At 34.8% G+C, this 20243-nt stretch carries 18 protein-coding genes, 3 tRNA genes and 1 pseudogene; 9 read left to right on the top strand and 13 right to left on the bottom strand.

What is annotated here, in order from left to right; all coding sequences use genetic code 11:
- Positions 1 to 53: 53 nt before the first annotated feature.
- The 6 genes from tusA to A9G22_RS00100 all read right to left on the bottom strand — a co-directional run bounded on the left by tusA (position 54) and on the right by A9G22_RS00100 (position 4347).
- Positions 54 to 290 carry a sulfurtransferase TusA gene (tusA, locus tag A9G22_RS00125; RefSeq protein ID WP_065585946.1) on the bottom strand — a complete coding sequence of 79 codons (237 nt, stop codon included), beginning with the start codon at positions 288 to 290 and terminating at the stop codon, positions 54 to 56.
- A 17-nt stretch (positions 291 to 307) separates the two neighbouring features.
- The gene (locus tag A9G22_RS00120; RefSeq protein WP_075508097.1) at positions 308 to 1114 is read right to left on the bottom strand and encodes a Cof-type HAD-IIB family hydrolase; all 807 of its coding nucleotides are present in this window, start codon (positions 1112 to 1114) and stop codon (positions 308 to 310) included.
- A 121-nt stretch (positions 1115 to 1235) separates the two neighbouring features.
- Positions 1236 to 2573: a secretin N-terminal domain-containing protein gene (locus A9G22_RS00115; RefSeq protein WP_176700200.1), complete on the bottom strand. Its 1338-nt coding sequence runs from the start codon at positions 2571 to 2573 to the stop codon at positions 1236 to 1238.
- A complete protein-coding gene (locus A9G22_RS00110; protein ID WP_141669917.1) occupies positions 2566 to 2937 on the bottom strand; it encodes a hypothetical protein in 372 nt (123 codons plus the stop codon). The genes A9G22_RS00115 and A9G22_RS00110 overlap by 8 nt, the downstream gene beginning before the upstream one ends.
- Positions 2934 to 3407: a hypothetical protein gene (locus A9G22_RS00105; protein WP_065585949.1), complete on the bottom strand. Its 474-nt coding sequence runs from the start codon at positions 3405 to 3407 to the stop codon at positions 2934 to 2936. The genes A9G22_RS00110 and A9G22_RS00105 overlap by 4 nt, the downstream gene beginning before the upstream one ends.
- Positions 3400 to 4347: a PilN domain-containing protein gene (locus A9G22_RS00100; RefSeq protein ID WP_075508096.1), complete on the bottom strand. Its 948-nt coding sequence runs from the start codon at positions 4345 to 4347 to the stop codon at positions 3400 to 3402. The genes A9G22_RS00105 and A9G22_RS00100 overlap by 8 nt, the downstream gene beginning before the upstream one ends.
- 203 nt (positions 4348 to 4550) lie before the next feature.
- Here A9G22_RS00100 and A9G22_RS00095 point away from each other — a divergent pair.
- The 3 genes from A9G22_RS00095 (at position 4551) to A9G22_RS00085 (ending at position 4822) form a co-directional block, all read left to right on the top strand.
- Positions 4551 to 4626, top strand: a tRNA-Val gene (locus tag A9G22_RS00095).
- 35 nt (positions 4627 to 4661) lie between these two features.
- Positions 4662 to 4737 (top strand) — tRNA-Val (locus A9G22_RS00090).
- A 9-nt stretch (positions 4738 to 4746) separates the two neighbouring features.
- Positions 4747 to 4822 (top strand) — tRNA-Lys (locus tag A9G22_RS00085).
- A gap of 196 nt (positions 4823 to 5018) precedes the next feature.
- Here the strand turns inward: A9G22_RS00085 and A9G22_RS00080 are convergent.
- The 4 genes and pseudogenes from A9G22_RS00080 to A9G22_RS00065 all read right to left on the bottom strand — a co-directional run bounded on the left by A9G22_RS00080 (position 5019) and on the right by A9G22_RS00065 (position 10010).
- A complete protein-coding gene (locus tag A9G22_RS00080) occupies positions 5019 to 6974 on the bottom strand; it encodes a glycoside hydrolase family 3 protein (protein WP_075508095.1) in 1956 nt (651 codons plus the stop codon).
- Positions 6975 to 7424: 450 nt separating this feature from the next.
- A pseudogene (locus A9G22_RS11595) lies at positions 7425 to 8052 on the bottom strand (LysE/ArgO family amino acid transporter).
- A 78-nt stretch (positions 8053 to 8130) separates the two neighbouring features.
- A complete protein-coding gene (locus A9G22_RS00070) occupies positions 8131 to 9480 on the bottom strand; it encodes an APC family permease (RefSeq protein ID WP_065586028.1) in 1350 nt (449 codons plus the stop codon).
- 110 nt (positions 9481 to 9590) lie between these two features.
- Entirely contained in the window at positions 9591 to 10010 is a 420-nt protein-coding gene (locus A9G22_RS00065) for an OsmC family protein (protein ID WP_065585952.1), read from the bottom strand.
- Between the two features lie 300 nt (positions 10011 to 10310).
- Here A9G22_RS00065 and A9G22_RS11300 point away from each other — a divergent pair, with 300 nt between their 5' ends.
- Positions 10311 to 10448: a hypothetical protein gene (locus A9G22_RS11300; protein ID WP_176700199.1), complete on the top strand. Its 138-nt coding sequence runs from the start codon at positions 10311 to 10313 to the stop codon at positions 10446 to 10448.
- Positions 10449 to 10701: 253 nt separating this feature from the next.
- Here the strand turns inward: A9G22_RS11300 and mltB are convergent, their stop codons facing one another.
- Together mltB and A9G22_RS00050 are read right to left on the bottom strand one after the other, a co-directional pair.
- On the bottom strand, positions 10702 to 11775 hold the full coding sequence (mltB, locus tag A9G22_RS00055) for a lytic murein transglycosylase B (protein WP_065585954.1): 1074 nt from the start codon (positions 11773 to 11775) through the stop codon (positions 10702 to 10704).
- Positions 11776 to 11829: 54 nt separating this feature from the next.
- Complete coding sequence (locus tag A9G22_RS00050) at positions 11830 to 12819, bottom strand: 2-hydroxyacid dehydrogenase (RefSeq protein ID WP_065586029.1); 990 nt, start codon at positions 12817 to 12819, stop codon at positions 11830 to 11832.
- A gap of 299 nt (positions 12820 to 13118) precedes the next feature.
- Between A9G22_RS00050 and A9G22_RS00045 the strand changes: the two genes are divergently transcribed.
- Together A9G22_RS00045 and A9G22_RS00040 are read left to right on the top strand one after the other, a co-directional pair.
- Entirely contained in the window at positions 13119 to 14381 is a 1263-nt protein-coding gene (locus tag A9G22_RS00045) for an AmpG family muropeptide MFS transporter (protein WP_065585955.1), read from the top strand.
- An 8-nt stretch (positions 14382 to 14389) separates the two neighbouring features.
- Positions 14390 to 15052: an NAD(P)H-dependent oxidoreductase gene (locus A9G22_RS00040; protein ID WP_065586030.1), complete on the top strand. Its 663-nt coding sequence runs from the start codon at positions 14390 to 14392 to the stop codon at positions 15050 to 15052.
- A gap of 74 nt (positions 15053 to 15126) precedes the next feature.
- Here the strand turns inward: A9G22_RS00040 and A9G22_RS00035 are convergent, their stop codons facing one another.
- Positions 15127 to 15312 (bottom strand): hypothetical protein, encoded by a 186-nt coding sequence (locus A9G22_RS00035; protein ID WP_065585956.1) that lies wholly within the window; start codon positions 15310 to 15312, stop codon positions 15127 to 15129.
- 355 nt (positions 15313 to 15667) lie between these two features.
- Here A9G22_RS00035 and trxB point away from each other — a divergent pair, with 355 nt between their 5' ends.
- From trxB to cydC, 3 genes are read left to right on the top strand one after another with little or no spacing between them, the layout of a single operon-like run.
- The gene (trxB, locus tag A9G22_RS00030; RefSeq protein WP_065585957.1) at positions 15668 to 16621 is read left to right on the top strand and encodes a thioredoxin-disulfide reductase; all 954 of its coding nucleotides are present in this window, start codon (positions 15668 to 15670) and stop codon (positions 16619 to 16621) included.
- A 15-nt stretch (positions 16622 to 16636) separates the two neighbouring features.
- Positions 16637 to 18352 (top strand): heme ABC transporter permease/ATP-binding protein CydD, encoded by a 1716-nt coding sequence (gene cydD / locus A9G22_RS00025; protein ID WP_075508094.1) that lies wholly within the window; start codon positions 16637 to 16639, stop codon positions 18350 to 18352.
- On the top strand, positions 18346 to 19977 hold the full coding sequence (cydC, locus tag A9G22_RS00020) for a heme ABC transporter ATP-binding protein/permease CydC (protein WP_065585959.1): 1632 nt from the start codon (positions 18346 to 18348) through the stop codon (positions 19975 to 19977). The genes cydD and cydC overlap by 7 nt, the downstream gene beginning before the upstream one ends.
- The last annotated feature ends 266 nt before the right edge of the window (positions 19978 to 20243 follow it).

Here is a 20243-nt window from a genome sequence, read left to right as displayed (position 1 = left end):
CACTTAACGCAAATACCTAGGTTCTTGAAAGTTTTTGTCAAAAAGTTGTTAAACTAATGAGATTTTCTAATCCAATACTGATAGGGTTGAGATTCTATTTGCAATGACAGTAATTCGTGATCCATATGGCGACAAAAGCTAGGAACATCACGAGTGGTCGCTAAATCATCAGCAATCACATAAAGAACTTGTCCAATAGCCAGTTCCCGAATCGTTTTTCTGATTAACATAATGGGTTCTGGGCAACGTAAACCAAGCGTATTGAGTTCTTTGTTGATAGTTATTTTCATGTTTAAATATTTGATAATTATAAAAATATTTTACTTAGGTAGTGTGGCACAGCATCTTCAGCATTTGATCCAATCACCTCTAATTCTGGTAACAATGCTTTTAATTCTGAGCTACCATTTTGCATTATACAACCTTTACCTGTGGCTTTTAGCATTTCGTAATCGTTCATGCCATCACCAAAAGCGATACAATCTTTTAAACTGTAACCTAATTTTTCAACCACTTTTTTTAATGCACTGCCTTTAGACACTTTTTCGTCCATCACTTCTAGGCAATTTAAAGTAGAAAAAGCGACACTAATTTTATTACCGAATTTTGCATCTAGTCGATTTTTTAGCTGAACTAAATGTGGATAAAGTGCATTATCTGTGGTAGTAAAATAAATTTTAGCAATATTATTGGTATCAAAATCAAGTGGGTTAAATAATTGATAAGTAAACTGCGTGTCTCGATAAAATTCTAATGAATATGTATCTTCTTTGTTAATTAACCACTCATCACCACGATACAAATGAGTATAAACTAAAGGATCTTCCATACTCATTTTAGCTATTTCTCTAGCAAGCGATGGTTCAATGCTTTGGCTAAAGACTAAATTACCTTCGCTATCATGTACTCTAGCACCATTTGCCGTTATCATAAAAGCATCAATTTCCATATTTTCTCGCATCTGAGCGACATCGATGTGGTGCCTGCCGGTTGCAAAAACAAAATGAATTCCTTTTTTACGTAGTCCTTGAAGGACTTGTTTGGTATAAGGTGATAAGCTATGTTCAGGAGTTAATAAAGTGCCGTCTAAATCAGAAGCAACAACATACATAATATTCTCAACTTTTATAATAAATGGTAATAATAACGATTAAAATAATATTGTATTAAAACAATAATTACTTATTCAAGCAAAGACTAAAACAAGTTGATGTATGATACAACTCCATTAGCATTTACTCAACCAATTGTGGTGTAATAAAAATAACTAACTTGCGTTTTTGTTGTCTTTTACTGTTGTATTTAAACAAATTTCCAATAACTGGCATATCATCTGCACCAGGGAATTTTCTTCGACCATGAGTATTAACTTCTTGAAAGATACCCCCTAATACCACTGTTTCGCCATTTTTTATTTGAACTTGTGTTTTAATTTCCTGAGTATCAATAGCTAACGCTTCACCGCCATCGCTTCGTTTTATTGAGCGACCAGCCGTATTTTGCGTAATATACAAATCTAAAATCATCCGATCATTTGATAGTATTTTAGGTGTAACTTCTAATCCCAACACAGCAGGCTTAAATTCAATAGATGTGGCACCATTATTACTACTCGAAACCTCATAAGGAATTTCAGTACCTTGTTTTATTGAAGCCATATTTTGATTAGATGTGAGCAAATTGGGGCTGGCTATAATTTCAAGCTGATTTTCAGATTCGAGCGCAGATAACTCTAAATTGAGTAAACTACCTGATAGTTTAGCTAAATTAAAACCTACTGTTGCGGTCGGATGACTCGTGCCAAGACCTACATTAAACTTATCTAATAATTGCGATGATTTGCCGGAGTAACCCCATTTAATCCCCATTTCAGACATACTTTCATCACTCATGGTAACAATATGCGCTGAAATATGCACTTGAGGCATAGGTTTATCAAGTGTTTTAATTAATTTTTCGATATTAGTAAATTGTTTAGCTAGATCAGTAATTATAAGTGAGTTTGTCCGTTTATCAAATGCAACCTTACCCCGTTCTGATAATAATTCTTGTTGTTGAATCGTTTCGATTAAGGTCGTTGGGTCAGCATGATTAACTGCTATAGATAATGAATTAAGCGGTTGTTTTAATTCTTTTTCTTTTTGCTGTAACTGTTTTTTTTGCATTAAAAATTCAGGATCTATCGCTTTAGAAACGAACAAAATATTATCGTCAATTTCAGCTTGTAAATTTGCTGAGTCTAATATGATCTTTAGCGCTTTGTGCCAATTAATATTATTAAGCTTGATAGTCTGTTTCATTGGTAAATCTTCTGACATAATCAAATTCATTTGCTTATTATCGGCTAACGCCTGCAAGATAATTGCAATATCCGTTTGATAAAATGTCATTGAGATATTTTTTTGTTGATCAACATTTACTGGTTGATTCAGATTTGCATGAACAGTATTTATGCCAATTGTTACGGCTATAAAGGCTATTACAACTAACAAACTTATTTTAATTTTAGTTATTCTGCTAATACATTGATTGAACCAATGATACGTTTGATTGGTGCTATTGTTATTATTCATTGATGGGCATTGTCCATGACACATTATTATGGCAATAATCAGGTAAATCTGCTTGCCATTTAATTTTATCGTTTAGTAAAGATTGTACATACCAAGGAAACAAAACATTCGGTACTTTATCATCGGTTATTGCTAGCCATTGATTGTCGGATACTAACCAAATCTGTTGATAATTTTGATCAATTTGTTTCATCAGCCCCCTAAAATGCCAAACTTGAATTTGTTCAAGTAGTAACGCCGTTTGCTCACTACAAGAAACTGAGTGATTTTGTTGAAAAGGATTTCGCTCTAAAGACATATCAGCCTTTAGGTCAGAACAGCTAATAGCCAGTAGGCTGATGCAACTATATAAACAATACTTCACTCTATGCCCTTTTTAAACAATAAAGTAAATATGATCTGCAACTGCTGATCTTGCTTGCTGATTTTTAGATTTTGAAAATCAAGATAATAAAAATCATCCGTTAATGATGCAATTAAAGTCATAAAATCAAAAAACTGCCCCTCTAATTCAATATCCCAATTAACCATATTGTCTGTTTGATAATGTTTAAAGGAATTTAATGCCAGATGATTTTGCTCGATCGTCTGTGCTAGTTCTTTTTCTGATATCAAACTATATAAAGTATTTTTACTTGCCTGATAGCGATTTACTTTTGCCTGTAGCACTTCAGTTTCAGTAATTTTTAGCTGATATAACTGGAGCTTTAGCGCAGCTTGCTGCTGGACATCTTTAATAAAAATAATATAAACAATAACAAAAAGTACTAAGCAACATAAAATACAAATCGTATATTGTTGCCAAACTGGGCGGTAAAAAAAATTATTATTCATTAAGCTTTATTTCCATTTCAAAAAATAGATTATTTTCATTGGACGAGATAGTTTTTACTTGGCTATGACTTATATTTTTTAGTGTTAATAAACTTTGATTAAAATTAGTCAGCTCAACATAACTAAAACTTTGCCCTTCGATTCTTACTTTTTGTGGTTGATAATAAAATGATTCAAGCCAAATTACTGAAGGTAATTGCTTTGAAAGCAATAATAAAGATTGCTGAATTTGTTTTTGGCTTAATGATGGATTAGGTAAATAATTTGTTAATTCTTCAGTTAACTTTTGTGCTATCCCTTGTTGGTGTAGTAATTTTTCATCATAGTTTTGTAGATCATTTCGTGCCTGTATCCACAGATAACAGAGCAAATAGCTAACTATGCCAATAAAACCAGTAACCACACCTATCAGTTGTCGTTGATGCTTGGCTTGCTTTTCTTGCCGCCAAGGTAAAAAATTAACTGTTGTATTTTCAAATTGACAACCCACAAATGTTAATAGTCGTTCATACTTTTTAAAAAGATTAATCCAATTTTCAATATAATGGCGTTCAACTGTCATCACCGTGATTTGTTTTGTTTGATCATTTGAATAAAAAAAATCAAAAAACACACTTTTAGCTGACACTTGAAATAATTTATAAATGTTTGCTTCAACATATAAAATCAATTCACTAAAATTTAGCTTTACATCAGGTAAGGTTAATTGTTGCATTTGAAGCAAATTAATATCCAAATTAACTTCAAATACAGTACGACCAGAAATTTTTTTACATAACTCATCAATAAAAACTTCTAATTCGGACGCATTTTGATATTTAAAGATAATCAAATCTTCGTTAGTGGATAATGTAGTGTTTTGCTTAACGTTGCTTATGATTCTATAGCGTAAAATTGTAGGCTCTACATAAATAATGGCACGATTTTTATTAAAAAACATGATGGATTATCTTCTTGATTCTGATGACAGCATCCCTTAATCATAATCATCCTTTACTCAATGAAAATAAACAAACGTTATTTTTGTGAACTATCATCCAAAAAATGTTTAAATTTAAACCGAACAAGACGGATTTTAGAAAAATTTAAAAAAAAAGGTTGACTGAAATAAGACGTGCCTTATAATGCACATCCACACGGTAAGGGTGATTAGCTCAGTTGGGAGAGCACCTCCCTTACAAGGAGGGGGTCACTGGTTCGAACCCGGTATCACCCACCAATCTTTACCGTGACGTTTTAGCAATGGAACACTTGGGGTGATTAGCTCAGTTGGGAGAGCACCTCCCTTACAAGGAGGGGGTCACTGGTTCGAACCCGGTATCACCCACCATCTCCAGATGGGTCGTTAGCTCAGTCGGTAGAGCAGCGGACTTTTAATCCGTTGGTCGAGCGTTCGAATCGCTCACGACCCACCATTTATCTTTAGTAAACTTCAAATAAACCAAATCAAAATTTATTTAACGAAAAACATGGTGAGTACACCAGTCGTTTAAAAAATTTGTCTGGAACAAATTTGAACGACACGTTAGGTTATCCCCAAAGGGGGTGAGGCACACAATGTACTGAATAATCAACCTCACGACCACCATTTTTTGATACCAATACTTACAATTAATCTATTAAACCATAACCTTGTAGGTATATTGCTTTTACATCGTTTGACAAATCAGACACTTGTTTTTTTACACTATCCATTGAATCGGGTAATGAAAATGGCATTTTAGCCAAATAAGGTTTGTTATCAAATAATCTATCAAATAATACATTATCATTTACCCCAAAATTAGCAATAATCGCACTAGCATATTGTTTTATAGGGGCAAGAACTGCTGGTCTATCCAAATAAACGGTAACAACAACACGATGCGTTTTACTTGCTTGAGCAATAAATTCAATATCTTTGTCGTTAGGCGGAAATGCCAATGATCCCTCATGCTGTTCTAAGCCAAAAAAGTAACCTTTATGGTTTTGTTCATAAGGCGCATTTATTCGAACTACAACAACATTAGCTTGGTCTAAATCATCAACAATATTAGCTTTGTGCTTTAAAAGATTTTTAGCATCTGATAAAAAACCATGTAAATAGATTTTGTTATTAGGATTTAATGGTAATGTGTTTTGTGTATTTTCAAGTAATACTAAAGAATTATATTGAGCTTGATTTGCCACTTTTTGAAAATCTTTGTTACCGACAAGATTTGTTTTACTTGGATCAACATACGGTGTTTCAAATTGACCTAAAGAAAACTTTTGAATCAAGATAGCCAACACTGCGTTATCGATGTCTTTTTCAGCAATTTTTTTGTTTTTAACAGCTGTTACAATAATTGAGCTATCACTAACACCTCCAAATTGTTGAATTCCTGCTTGAATAGCTTTAATAAAACGTTGCTCTTTGGTCAGATCTTCAACTCCCCATGGCATGCCTTCTACTTTGGGTTTAACACCTGAAGGCGTGCCATTGACACAAACTTCATTACAATCACTCGTAATATTCCAATCACTCATGATAACACCTTTAAATTTATAGGTGTCACGTAATAAATCTTTTAATAAAAACGAATTAAATCCACCACCAACAGCATCAAGTTTATGATTATTTATTTGAGCATTTTTCAATATAGAATAAGTCGGCATGACACCGGCAACATTTGCCTCAAAAGCGCCAGTAAATGGAATAATATGTTCTTTCAAACTGTCTTTTTTTGTAAAAAGTGCATATTTACCATAAGCACTATGACTATCAAAACCATTTTCGGCTGCGCCATAACCCACCCAATGTTTAACAACGGCGGCCACACTTTGTGAATTTAAACCATCTTTACCTTGCATTCCTGAGATATAACCTCTAACCATCTTTTTACTTAGTTCAGGATTTTCACCAAATGTACCTTCAAAGCGAGCCCAACGAGGTTCTGTACCCAAATCTGCCATTGGTGATAATGCTTGGGTTATTCCTAATGATCTATATTCTTGACGAATGATATCACCATATTCATTAATATCTTTTTCATGACCAATAGCTGCCATTCCTAATGTTCCTGGCCATTGGCTAAAACCGCTTTTTATGCCTGATTCATTGCCATAATAAAATGTATTTCTAGGATCAACACTTATCGTCAATGGAATAGATAAACGGGAAGATTCAGCTATTTTTTGTAGTTGATTATTTTGTTTTGCAAAATCCTTAGGATTAACTTCTAAACGTGTAATAAAACTATTAACCTTATCTTTTAAAATTAAAGCGGTCAGTTTTTTGAAATCATACTTGTCTCCACGCCCAATCTCATTATTTAAACTCGGTGCATTGCCATGCATCATCAACCCAGCTTTTTCTTCTAATGTCATTCTTGAAAGCAGATCCTGCGCACGTTGTTCTGGTGATAAACGCCAATCCTCATAAGGAGTTAGTTTTCCATTTTTATCCATATCCTTAAATTCAAGGTTATCAACAATAATTTTTTTTAATTGACGACTTTCAAGTTTGACTTGGTCAATGGCAAATAATGGGCTTATTGTAAGAACAGAACTGATTAATAGCGCAATCTTTAAAATCTTACTTCTCATCTTTTTCTCCTTAAGTGACCTATTACACATTTATTATTAATATTAAATTCTTAAAATAGCTGATTTGAATACACAGCAACAAATCATCTTATGAAATTTGCTATAGCGAATTTATATCCCGACTTTTTTGCCTTTATATAAAACAAAAAAACCTAAACACTTTGTTAACCAAAATGTTTAGGTTTTGCCTATATCGTCAATTGACGATGTAGTAACAATCCAAGCTCATACTATGTAAACTAACATTAATAAGATAAAGAAGATATCCTATAATTTAACTTGTTGATGTAATTGTGATGACAGTCACATTCTTAATCCATATGTTATTTAATAACCAATTATGAATTAATTATTTTTTTAACACTATATTCTTTAGCTAGAACTAAAAATCAGTCAAAACATAAAATATTTTTTGTCAGTAATATGCATGGCTAGCTTACAACTATTTGTTTAATTTTTATAAACTACATAAATAACTAATCGGCAAGCAATATAGAACATTACAGTACCAACAATGTAATCCAATATTACCCACATTCTTTTTTGTCTAAATAACGGTGTGAGTAATCTTGCCCCATAACCAATACTAAAAAACCAGATGAATGAAACACAAACCGCGCCAATCAAAAAAGCAAGTTTTTGTTCACTGGTTAACGTTCCAGCAATCCCACCCACAATAACAACAGTATCTAAATAGACATGAGGATTGAGCAGTGTGATTGCCAAAGTTGCTAGTATAACTTTTAATAAGCTGTTATTATTAGGAACTTGAGATTTGATTTGCATACTACGTGTGCCTTTAATTGCACTTTTAAACGCACAAAAGCCATACCAAACTAAAAAAGCCGCCCCCTAGTAGCGCAAGTATATTAGTAATTAAAGGATTGCTACCAATAAAGGTACCTACCCCCAAAATACCAACGGACATCAAAGCAAAATCACAGATAAAATAAATTGCCGAGACATAAAAGATATGATTTTTTAATAACCCTTGCTTGAGCACAAATAAATTTTGAGCACCAATAGCAATAATTAGACTGGCTGAAATTAAAGCGCCACGTAATATTTCTGATAACACTTGTTATAACACTTAAGAATGGGAAAATTTATTATATAATCATGATACCATATGCTTATAACAAACGTATTTAAGTTATTATCGTTCATTTTTTTCTAGCCACAGTAATTGGGTTCGATTGTTGTTTAAATAGAGAATAATCACACCAATTGCTAGCCAAATAATACCGACAATTTTAGCATCATTATCAATATGTAGTAATACGGGTAATAGCACCACAATACCGATAATAGGCATAAAGATATCTAAAAACCAAGAAAGCCAGCCTTTAGAGCCTTTTTTGAGTTTAAAATAGCCGATTACAGATAAATGTAACATAATAAATGCCGTTAATGCGCCAATATCAACAAATGACACTAACGTTGGTAACCCTTTTGCATTATTCGCAGCAATAACTACTAAACATAAATTAAATAAAGCAGCAAATAAAATAGCCATTGTTGGCACACCGCTTTTTTCACCCACTTTAGCAAAAACTGGAGGTAAACGCTTATCACGCCCCATGCTAAATAAAAGGCGACTTGCTGCGGCTTGTCCAACCATTGCAGCAAATGATGCACCAATAGCTTTCATTAAACTTAGTGCCCATCCTAACCATAAATTAATTTCTTGATTGACAATATTATAGTAAGCTTTACCTTGTAGTTCGGGATGACTACGCAAATAGTCTGAGCTATAAGGATTAAGTAAAGCTCCAACATAAATTTGTACCACAAATAAACAACCGGCTAAAATTAAACAGCTCATAATCGCTTTACTGACTAAATTATGATGGCCACTATTTTCTTCAGAAAAAGTCGCAATAGCATCAAATCCCAAATAAGATAGTACAGCAATAGACACCGCATTAAATAGTTTACCCCAACTGAATAAATTTCCCCCAACAAAAGGTTGCAACCAATCTTTGCTACTCTCACTGGTTATTATTATCCACATACCAGTAGCTAACACAGCAAGCAGGACAATAATTTCAAATATTAGTATGATCAACGTGATTTTGGCCGATTTTTTGGCACCCATTAAATTCAGCGTGGTAGTTAACATAACAGCTACACAAGTCCATACCCATATTGGCACTTCGGGGATCAATGCATTGAACGATATGCCACTAAATAAATAAGCAACAGCAGGAATAAACATATAATCAAGTAATAACAACCAGCCTACTAAAAATCCAGCATTAGGATGGATACCAATAGAGCAATAAGCGTAAACGGCGCCCGCATGCGGTAAAGCAGTTGCCATTCTAGCATAAGAAAATGCAGTAAATGACATCACCAAAGTGGCAACTATATAAACTAAAGCAACTGCACCATCACTTATCGCATCTAAAACGCCAAATAATCCTATAGGTGCTGCTGGACCAATAAAAAGCAATCCCAGAATAACTAAATCCCAGAACCGCATATTTTTACTTAACTGTTGCATAATTGTTTTCGTATCATAATCATCAATAAAGTAGAATGTTAAATGATTACTAAAAAACACACTAAGATCAGCTTGTTATTAAGTTATAATTATTTGTTATAAGAAGATGTTTAATGATGCTCTCTCACCTCATAGGTATACGACATTTTTGCGGTCTTACCTAACATGATAGAGGCACTACAATATTTTTCTGAAGCAAGTTTCACTGCTCTTTCAACTGCCTCGCTATCTACATTAATACCAGTAATCACTATATGAAAATTAATTGATGTATAAACTTTAGGAGAAGATTCGGCTTGAGTTTTATCAATCTCTATCCAAAGATCGCGAACATCTTTTTTATTATTTTTTAAAATAGCGATAATATCGTAAGCCATACAACCTGCTGCACCATGTAACAAAAGTTCCATAGGACGAGCGCCACGATTGCGACCGCCATGTTCAATACCACCATCCATCACTAATGAATGTCCACTTGCTGTTTCGCCTAAAAAACCAAAATCATCAATCCACTTTAAACGATCTTTCATTATTCGCTCCTTTTAATTTATCTTTAAACTTTTCATTCGTTATAATTTACGCAATAACATAAGCTTTTTTAAGCATTCTATCATCTTTTCACCTATTAATTTTTGATCAAACTTGATAATAATTTTGATTTATTTGCGAATAGATTCATTGGGTTATTGTAAATAGCTCAGGTAGAATAACCAACTTATTTGCAACAAACATCTTTGTAAATATAATTAAAATCAATTATCTACTCTTAACTTTCACTTAACGAACAAATAGACAAGTGATTCGCTTTACCACCACCTTAAAGATTGAATATGATTTTTGAGTTTGTTATCTTTCGTAGTATTGGAGCTGATGCAGGATTATTAGCCGGTATTTTTGGCGTTGGTGGCGCATTAATAGTGCCTTCTTTAATTTTTATCTTAAATTACTTTAATCTAGGTAATCCTTGAGTTCATCATATAGCTATTGCAACAGTTTAGGTTTTATTTATTTACCTGCAGCCTTAGTAATTATGCTAGCAAGTACCCCCATGGCCAAAGTGGGCGTACAAATTGCACAGAAATTATCAATTAAAAAATTAATCAGATTTTTTGGTCTATTTTTATTATTGCTCGTAATCAAGTTAATCATGTCTTAAACATTATTGGATATAAAAAAGGTCACAAAAGTGACCTTATAAATTTTGATATCAAATATCAATGACTATCTTGCCTCTTTGACCGCCATTCCTAATTGCCAAACAGCCATTGCATAATGCGTGCTATGGTTATAACGGGTGATCGTATAAAAGTTTGGTAATCCATACCAAAATTGGTAACGATCGCCCATATCAAGACGCAATAAGCTCACTTGAGTATATCCATCTAATGAACTTTGGGGTTTTAATCCAGCTTTCGTAAGTGATTTTATTGAGTACTTAGTGCTAAAACCAGTATCAAGTGATGGTGCTTGACCATCAGCCATTACTGCCACTTTTTTACCGCGTTGCCAACCATGTGACTTAAAATAGTTAGCCACACTACCAATAGCATCCACCGGATCCCATAAATCAATCTGACCATCATGGTTAAAATCAACAGCATGACGTCTAAACGCAGACGGCATAAATTGACCATATCCCATTGCACCAGCAAACGATCCACTTAAATCAAACGGATCCACACCTTCATCTCGACACATAACTAAAAAATCTTCTAACTCATTAGAGAAATATTGTGCTCGCCTTGGATAGTCAAAAGCCAATGTTGACAATGCATCAATGACTTTAGTTTTCCCCATCATCCTACCCCAGCCAGTTTCGACTCCAAGAATACCGACAATAATTTCAGGTGGCACACCATATTCATTATAAGCACGCTGTAATTCTTTTTGGTATTGGTTCCAAAAATCAACACCTCGAGGAAGATTACTTGCAGTAATAAATTTATTTTTATATCGAATCCAAGCACCATTTGGTCCCGTTGAAGGGCTAGCTTTTGGTGCTTGTTTATCCATTAAATTAATTACCCAATCAAGTTTATTGGTTTGTGCAAGCACATTACGAAGCTGTTGGCGATTAAAACCATGCTTACTAACCATTCTATCGATAAATTTTTCTTTAGCTATGGCTAACGGAGCGCTAGCGATTTTAGATTGATTGTGATCTTTTTCGAGATAGACACCGCCCACAACATTTGCATGCCCACGGTGTTCTTTCATAGGGGATGTTGAAAATCTACCATTACTACAAGCTGCAAGCAATAAAATTATATTAATAAGTATGATAATACGCTGCATACAAATCCATATCTTTAGTAATTAAAAATTGGCAACATCATAAGATATTTCTTGTTATTTAACAATATTTGGACACAGCTTACCTTCCGAAACTTGTCTAATATTGTTTAAAGTGGTATCAGAGATATTCAACAATGCTTCTTGTGTCAAAAAGGCCTGATGACCAGTAAAAATAACATTATGGCAAGAAGATAAACGGCGGAATACGTCATCTAAAATGACATCATTAGATTTGTCTTCAAAAAATAGATCACGTTCGTTTTCATAAACATCCATCCCTAAAGCACCAATTTTTGTTTGCTTTAATGCATCAATAGCCGCTGTTGCGTCAAGCAATGCTCCACGGCTGGTATTAATAATCATCACACCGTTTTTCATCTTTTGGAAAGACTCTTTATTCATTAAGTGATAATTTTCGGGTGTCATTGGACAATGTAGCGTAATCACATCTGATTTTGCATATAATTCATCTAACTCAACATATTGAGCCCCTAACTCAACCACAGTATCATTCGGATAAGGATCGTAAGCAAGGATATGCATACCAAAACCTTTCAATATACGAATAACGGCTTGACCAATTTTGCCCGTACCAATAACGCCAGCGGTACGATTGTGCATGTTAACCCCCGTTAATCCATCCAATGAAAAGTTAGCGTCACGAGTACGCTGATAGGCTTTATGTGTTCTTCTATTTAGCGTCATCATTAAAGCCACCGCATGTTCTGCTACTGCTTCTGGCGAATAAGCAGGCACACGAACCACCGCAATACCCAATTTTTCAGCCTCGGCTAAATCAACATTGTCAAATCCAGCACAGCGAAGTGCCAAAATTTTAATGCCATAGCTAGCTAATTTTTGTAGTACTTTTTTATCTACTTCATCATTAACAAATACACAAACCGCATGATATCCTTGGGCCGTAACAACTGTTTTATGACTCAGCTTATGTTCATAATATTCAATATCAAAACCAAATTTTTTATTGGCAATTTCTAAATGTTCTTTATCGTAATGCTTACTGCTAAAGACAGCAACTTTGATTGAGTTTTTCATGTTAATACACCCCTATTAATAGTATTGGTTAAATTTTTGGCTGGTTATTGGCATTAATTAATTTTTATACTAAAACACTTTTATACTGAAACACATTGTTTCCTGAAACTTTTTTACAAGATCTGACTAAAATAATGAATCTTTAGCTTCCAAAATGTTATTGCGCATAATTTTTTATGTTGAAACATGACTATCGATAAACGATTTATATTGGCTTGTAGAATTATTTTTTAATATGTTGTGTGCTATGATAACACTTTGCTAAAAACTAACAATAAAGTTAAATAATGAATAATGCGAAAAATTCACTTTTAAAAACGATTTTTACCACTAAGATGCTAATCTGCATTTTTACTGGCTTCGCTTCTGGGCTACCCTTTTATTTATTATTACAACTATTACCAGCTTGGTTGGAAAGTGAAGGCATAAATATCAAAACGATTGGTATTTTTTCATTAACGCAAATTCCCTATATCTTGAAATTTATCTGGTCACCCTTTATGGATGGTTTTTCATTATTTAATTTAGGAAGGCGACGTGGCTGGATGCTTGGTTCTCAAATTGTGCTTATCTTTTCAATCGCAATATTGGGATTTTTTTCTCCATCGTTAGACATCTGGCTAATCGCAATTATTTCCTTTATTATTGCCCTGTTTTCAGCGACTCAGGATGTTGCACTTGATGCTTTTAGACGAGAACTGTTACTTGATCAAGAATTAGGTCTTGGTAACAGTATTCATACTAATGCTTATCGGATTGCAGGTTTAGTACCAGGTTCATTATCACTGATCTTATCAAACTCTCTACCATGGAATAGTGTTTTCATCATTACCGCACTATTTATGCTACCCGCTATCATCATGACGTTGTTAGTAAAAGAGCCTATTAGTCCAACATCAAAAAAACATGATTTTGAAGATATTATTATTAAACCATTTAGTGAATTTATTACTCGAAATGGACTTAAAACAGCCATATCGATTTTAGCATTTATATTTTTATATAAATTAGGCGATAGTATGGCTACATCCTTAGCCACTCCTTTTTATTTACAAATGGGCTATAGCCGGCCTGACATAGGTTGGATTGCTAAAAATGCATCATTATGGCCAAGTGTATTTGGTGCATTAATGGGTGGAGTTTTAATGATTAAAATAGGCATAAACCGCGCACTATGGATTTTTGGCATTATACAAGTTATTTCAATTCTAGGTTTTGCTTGGCTCTCTATAGAAGGTCCGTTCGCTACAATAGGAACTTCCCAAAAAACTTTATTAGCCACAGTGATTGGCTTTGAATCACTTGGCGTTGGTCTTGGTTCAGCCGCGTTTGTTGCGTTTATTGCTAAAACAACCAATCCACTTTATACCGCGACCCAATTTGCTTTATTTACTAGTATTGCATCTATCCCAAGAACATTAATTAATTCATCTACCGGTTTTATGGTTGAATACTTTGGCTGGACAAACTTTTTTTGGCTATGTTTTATTCTTGCCTTTCCCGGTATGCTATTATTATTAAAAGTGGCCCCATGGAATATCAAATCTTAGGAGAAAATATGGATAAGTTAACCCAAGCATTCAACTTTAGACATGCATGTAAAAAATTTGATGATACAAAAAAAATTAATAATGATGATATTGAATATATTTTGGAAGCTGGTCGACAATCTCCCTCATCATTTGGCATGGAGCCATGGCATTTTGTGGTTGTTGATAGTAGCAAAATAAAAGCAGAATTGCGTAATGTTTGCTACAACCAAGAACAAGTCACCAGCTGTTCACATTTTGTGATTGTGCTTTATCGAAAAGCGAATAATTTTACATTACAGAGCGATTATTTACGACGTACAATTGCGCGCACTTTACCCGATCCAAATAATCAAACATCTATTGATATTGCCTGCCAAGCATTTATCAATTTTTGCGAGCAAGGGCTTGCTGATGGCTTAACGATCAACCACTGGTCAGAAATGCAAGATTACATCGCTTGTGCCAATATGATGACTGCTGCGGCATTTCGCGGTATTGATTCATGTGCTATTGGTGGGTTCGACCACGATAAAGTGATAAAAATGCTAGAAAAACATATTCCACAAATTGGTGAAGAATCATTTGGGATAGGGCTTTGTTTAGCTTTTGGTTATCGAATCAATGAACCAGCAGCGCATATTCGTTGGCCACTTGCTGATTTAACGACGTATCTTACTGATAATCACTAAACAGATATAGCAACTTGCTACCTTCAATCGCCACACGCGGCGCATGAAGGTAGATAAAAAAACAGGCACAATCATTATTCAATTGATTGATAGAGCGCTTCGGCGTCAGCCGAAGCTGAGTCCATAATAAAAGCAATTCCAGATAAAATATTACCAATCTGAGGATCGCTGACATTTTGTTGTACCGAATTTAAAATCTCTTGAGCCCAATTAATTTTTGTAAGTACTGCTTCTACACTTTCTTTTGAAGGATTATTCATAGCATCTCCCCCGTTTTGTTAGGATGTCAAATAAACCGATAATCTAAAATAAATTATCTGATAATGAAAAAGAATTTAAGATTAAAGGTTTAAGAATAAGGAAAGCGCATATTTTAAACACTAAAAATAAAAAACAAAAACAAATATCGTTTTAAAAAACACAACTAATTTTAAAAGAACCGAAAAGGAACAGACAACCTAATTATTTAACGTTAATAAAGCCTATTGTCATTACCTATCGCTACAATAACCAATTTTTTTGCACGATAAAGATTGATGATGTTAGACTTATCTACCATAAATTGCGCGAGTTTTGTCTAAAGTTGCCAAAATTAAAAATAAGTAAGGATTTAAAATGAAAACCAAACATGCACGTTTATTAATACTCGGTTCTGGTCCAGCAGGTTATACCGCAGCTGTTTATGCCGCACGCGCTAACCTTTCGCCCGTGTTAATTACCGGAATGCAACAAGGTGGACAACTGACAACAACCACAGAGCTTGAAAACTGGCCAGCTGGTGCACCTGATTTAACGGGACCAGAATTAATGGTCAAAATGAAAGAACATGCCGAAAGATTTAATACTGAAATTATTTTAGATCAGATCGATCGTGTTGATTTTAGTTCTAAGCCTTATAAACTTTTTGGTAGTGAGACTGAATATAGTTGTGATGCCCTTATTATTGCAACTGGCGCATCAGCACAATACCTTGGTTTACCGTCAGAAGAAGCATTCAAAAGCAAAGGTGTATCTGCTTGTGCAACCTGTGATGGTTTTTTTTATCGTAACCAAAAAGTTGCCGTAGTGGGTGGCGGCAATACTGCGGTTGAAGAAACGCTGTATTTAGCCAATATCGCTAGCGAAGTCCATTTAATTCACCGTCGAGATAGCTTTAGAGCTGAAAAAATATTGATGGATCGCTTGGACCAAAAAATCAAGGAAGGCAAAGTTATCTTACATACGCATCGCATTATTGACGAAGTATTAGGCGATAATATGGGCGTGACTGGTGTTAGGATCCGTAGCACACAAGATCCCAATATAACCGAACAATTATCAGTTTTAGGCGTATTTATCGCAATTGGCCACAAGCCAAACACCGCCATATTTGAAGGTCAGCTTGAACTCAACGGTGGTTATATCAAAGTACAATCAGGTACGCAGGGCAACGCTACTCAAACCAGTGTCGAGGGGATTTTTGCTGCTGGTGATGTAATGGATCATATCTATCGTCAAGCAATCACATCAGCAGGTACGGGCTGTATGGCGGCTTTAGATGCTGAACACTATTTGGATAACTTAAAATAAGCAGTAAAAATCTTTATGTCATTAGATAAAAAACGCCAGACCTATCTACTTGGCTGGTTAAAACAGCATGCAAAAAGGCATAAAACTAATTTGCGAGCTTCAATTTTAACTGGCTTTATTTTAACGGTATTAATCATTATCCAAGCGGGATTACTTGCAATAATTTTGCAACGAATCATTATTGAACAACAACATTTTGTGGATATTTTACCCTTTTTTGGCGCATTAATTGTGGTACTACTCGCTCGAGCGGGTTTAATCTATCTACGCGAAAAGATCAACTTTACTATAGGCAAAAAAGTTCGACAGCAAATTCGACAGCAAGTAATTGATCAACTTGAGCTACATGGGCCTGCTTATCTAAATCAAAGTACGATCGGCGCTTGGAGCACGTTGCTCATTGAACAAGTTGATAAATTGCATGACTTTTTTGCCCGTTATCTACCCCAAATGCGCTTGGCAAGCATGGCACCGCTTTTAATCTGTATTGCAATCTTCCCATTTAACTGGGCTGCAGCTACAATTTTGCTTTGCACGGCACCTCTGATTCCTATCTTTATGATTTTAGTGGGGATGGGGGCTGCTGATATTAACCGCCGTCATTTTAAAGCACTCGCTTACTTAAGCGGTCACTTTTTAGATCGTTTAAAGGGGCTTAATACCATTCGACTATTTAACCAAGGCGAAAAACAGACCAACGAAATCGCCCGCGCGTCTGAGGATTTTCGAATCAAAACCATGCAAGTCCTAAAAGTCGCATTTTTATCTTCCGCAGTATTAGAGTTTTTTACTTCTATTTCGATCGCCATTGTCGCGGTTTATTTTGGCTTTTCGTATTTAGGCGAATTTAATTTTGGCTCATACAATGGCACCGTTACCCTATTTGCAGGTTTTTTTGCACTAATCTTAGCCCCTGAGTACTTTCAACCTTTACGCGATTTAGGCACTTACTATCATGCCAAAGCCGAAGCAATCGCCGCGGCTGATAATATCGAAACGTTTTTAAGTAAAAAATTACCGCAAGAACCAACTAACGCTAATACGGCAAACATCAAATTGACTGAACCATTAAAAACCATTGAAGCCAATAACTTAATTGTTTTATCTAGCGAACAACAACCGATCGTTGGTCCGCTATCATTTAGCCTGCAAGCACCGTTTAAATTGGCTTTAATAGGTACAAGTGGCGAAGGTAAAACCTCGTTAACACAAGTACTACTTGGCTTTTTACCTTATCAAGGCTCACTAAAAATTAATGGTATTGAATTTACTCAATTAGATATTAATGATTGGCAACAACACGTTAGCTGGATTGGACAAAATCCTTATCTGTTAAATAGTTCTATTCGCGATAATATTTTACTCGGCAAGCAAAATGCCACTGAAAAAGAACTTGATGAAGTGATAACCAAAACCCAATTAACCGATGTCATTGCAAAATTACCACAGGGTATTGAAAACCAAGTTGGTGAAGATGCGGTACGTTTGTCCGTTGGGCAAGCACAGCGGATCGCTTTAGCAAGAGCAATGCTTAAACCTTGCCAATTACTGATTCTTGATGAACCAACTGCCAGCTTAGATAAACAAACCGTACAAAATTTGGACAAGCAACATATAGCGCCCAATAGCATCACTATTACTCATCAAACAGATGATATGCAAGATTTTACACAGATCTGGCAATTGGCTAATGGCAAACTACATTGTGATATCAAGGAGAATTTATGCTAGCCATATTGCGCCCCTATATAGCCCTTTATAAACACTATTTTTGGCAAATTTTATTTGGCTTATCGCTATCAATTCTAACGCTACTTGCTAGCGTATTTTTGCTATCTTTATCAGGATGGTTTTTAGCCTCTACCGCTTTTGTTGGCGTTGCTGGTTTATATACATTTAATTATATGTTGCCTGCGGCAGGTGTACGAGCGGCGGCCATTACTCGAACCGCTTCACGTTATATGGAGCGTTTGGTTGATCACAATACCACTTTTAAAATCTTGGCTTATTTAAGAACACTTGCTTTTCGTAAAATTTTACCACTAAGTACCCATCAATTAGCTCATTACCAACGAGCAGACTTGCTTAATCGCTTTATTGTCGATATTGATGCACTTGATCACTTATACCTAAAACTCTTTTCGCCCATTGTAACCGCATTAGTTACCATTGGCGTTTTGTTTATAGGGTTAGCAAGCATAAACTTACCCATTGCGTTAATCATTACCATTATCCTTACAACCACCTTACTTGTGGTACCTGTTATCTTTTATCAAGCCGGAAAACAGCTAGGTAAAACACTGGCTAAACAACAAAGTGAATACCGATTATTATTAATTAATTACCTGCAAGGACAAGCTGAACTTATCCTATTTAATGCACAACCACGCTATCGCGCGAAACTTGATGAGCTTGAATCAAACTGGCTCTATAATCAACAACGGCAATCGACATTAATGGCGCTATCAAGTGCATTGATCTTGCTTATTGCTGGTTTTTTAACGTTACTGGTTCTGTGGCTAATTACCCAATACACCTTATCCCCTTTAGTGGCTTTATTTGTATTTGTTAGTCTTGCAAGTGCCGAAATACTCATGCCAATTCCTGGTGCATTTATCTTTTTAGGGCAAGTACTCACTTCTGCCACACGTACAACAGCTATTTTTAACCAAATACCCGATATCCAATTTGTTGCTAAAGGCAAAGCAATAGATTTAAGTTCGGCAAAATTGCAATTTGAACAAATTAATTTCAGCTATCCCAAACAACCCTTTGCGGTGTTAACGGATTTTTCGTTGACGGTTGAACAAGGTGAACATATTGGTGTGGTTGGTAAAACAGGTTGTGGTAAATCGACCTTATTAAGTCTGGTTAATCGTACATGGGAACCTAACTCAGGTCATATCTATATCAACGGTATTGATCTTAATCAACTTGATGAAAAAACACTACGACAAACTGTCGCCATGGTGCCTCAAGTGATCACTATTTTTAGTGACACTTTAAGACAAAACTTGCTAATAGGCAATCAACAAGCTACCGAGCAACAGTTAATCGACGTATTACACCAAGTTGAACTCGACAAATTACTCACTACCGAACAAGGTTTAGATTTGCTGATTGGACAAGGTGGTCGCGCTTTATCGGGCGGTGAAATTCGCCGAATCGGCATAGCAAGGGCATTGCTGCATAATTCACCGTTAATTTTAATGGATGAACCCACAGAAAGCCTTGATCAACAAACAGAACAACAAATTATCCGATTGATCAAACAAACATGCAAAAATAAAACACTAATCATGGTTACGCATCGATTGACAGATAATCCATTGTTTGATCGAGTTATTTCGTTTTGATAAATGATGTGTATTGAGTACTATTCAAACTTTGCAAATTAGATTTATGTATTGGACTCTTTTTAAACTATTGTACACTATCTTTGACTTGCAGATATATAAAATTTATGATGATTGATTAATATTTATTTTATAAATAAGTCGATGTATTTAAACTAATACCCCTATATTGTCATTTGATCTTTTTATTTAAAAAATAATCGCTATTATATTAACATGCATAAAATAAATATGTTAAATAATAAAAATTAATTTTTATTAAGTTA

Origin of the sequence: Gilliamella sp. App2-1, from assembly GCF_001690255.1 — a bacterium.
Taxonomy (GTDB): Bacteria; Pseudomonadota; Gammaproteobacteria; order Enterobacterales; family Orbaceae; genus Gilliamella; species Gilliamella apicola_G.
The sequence above is the reverse complement of the archived record's forward strand: the minus strand, read 5'-3'. Positions and strand labels throughout refer to the sequence as shown.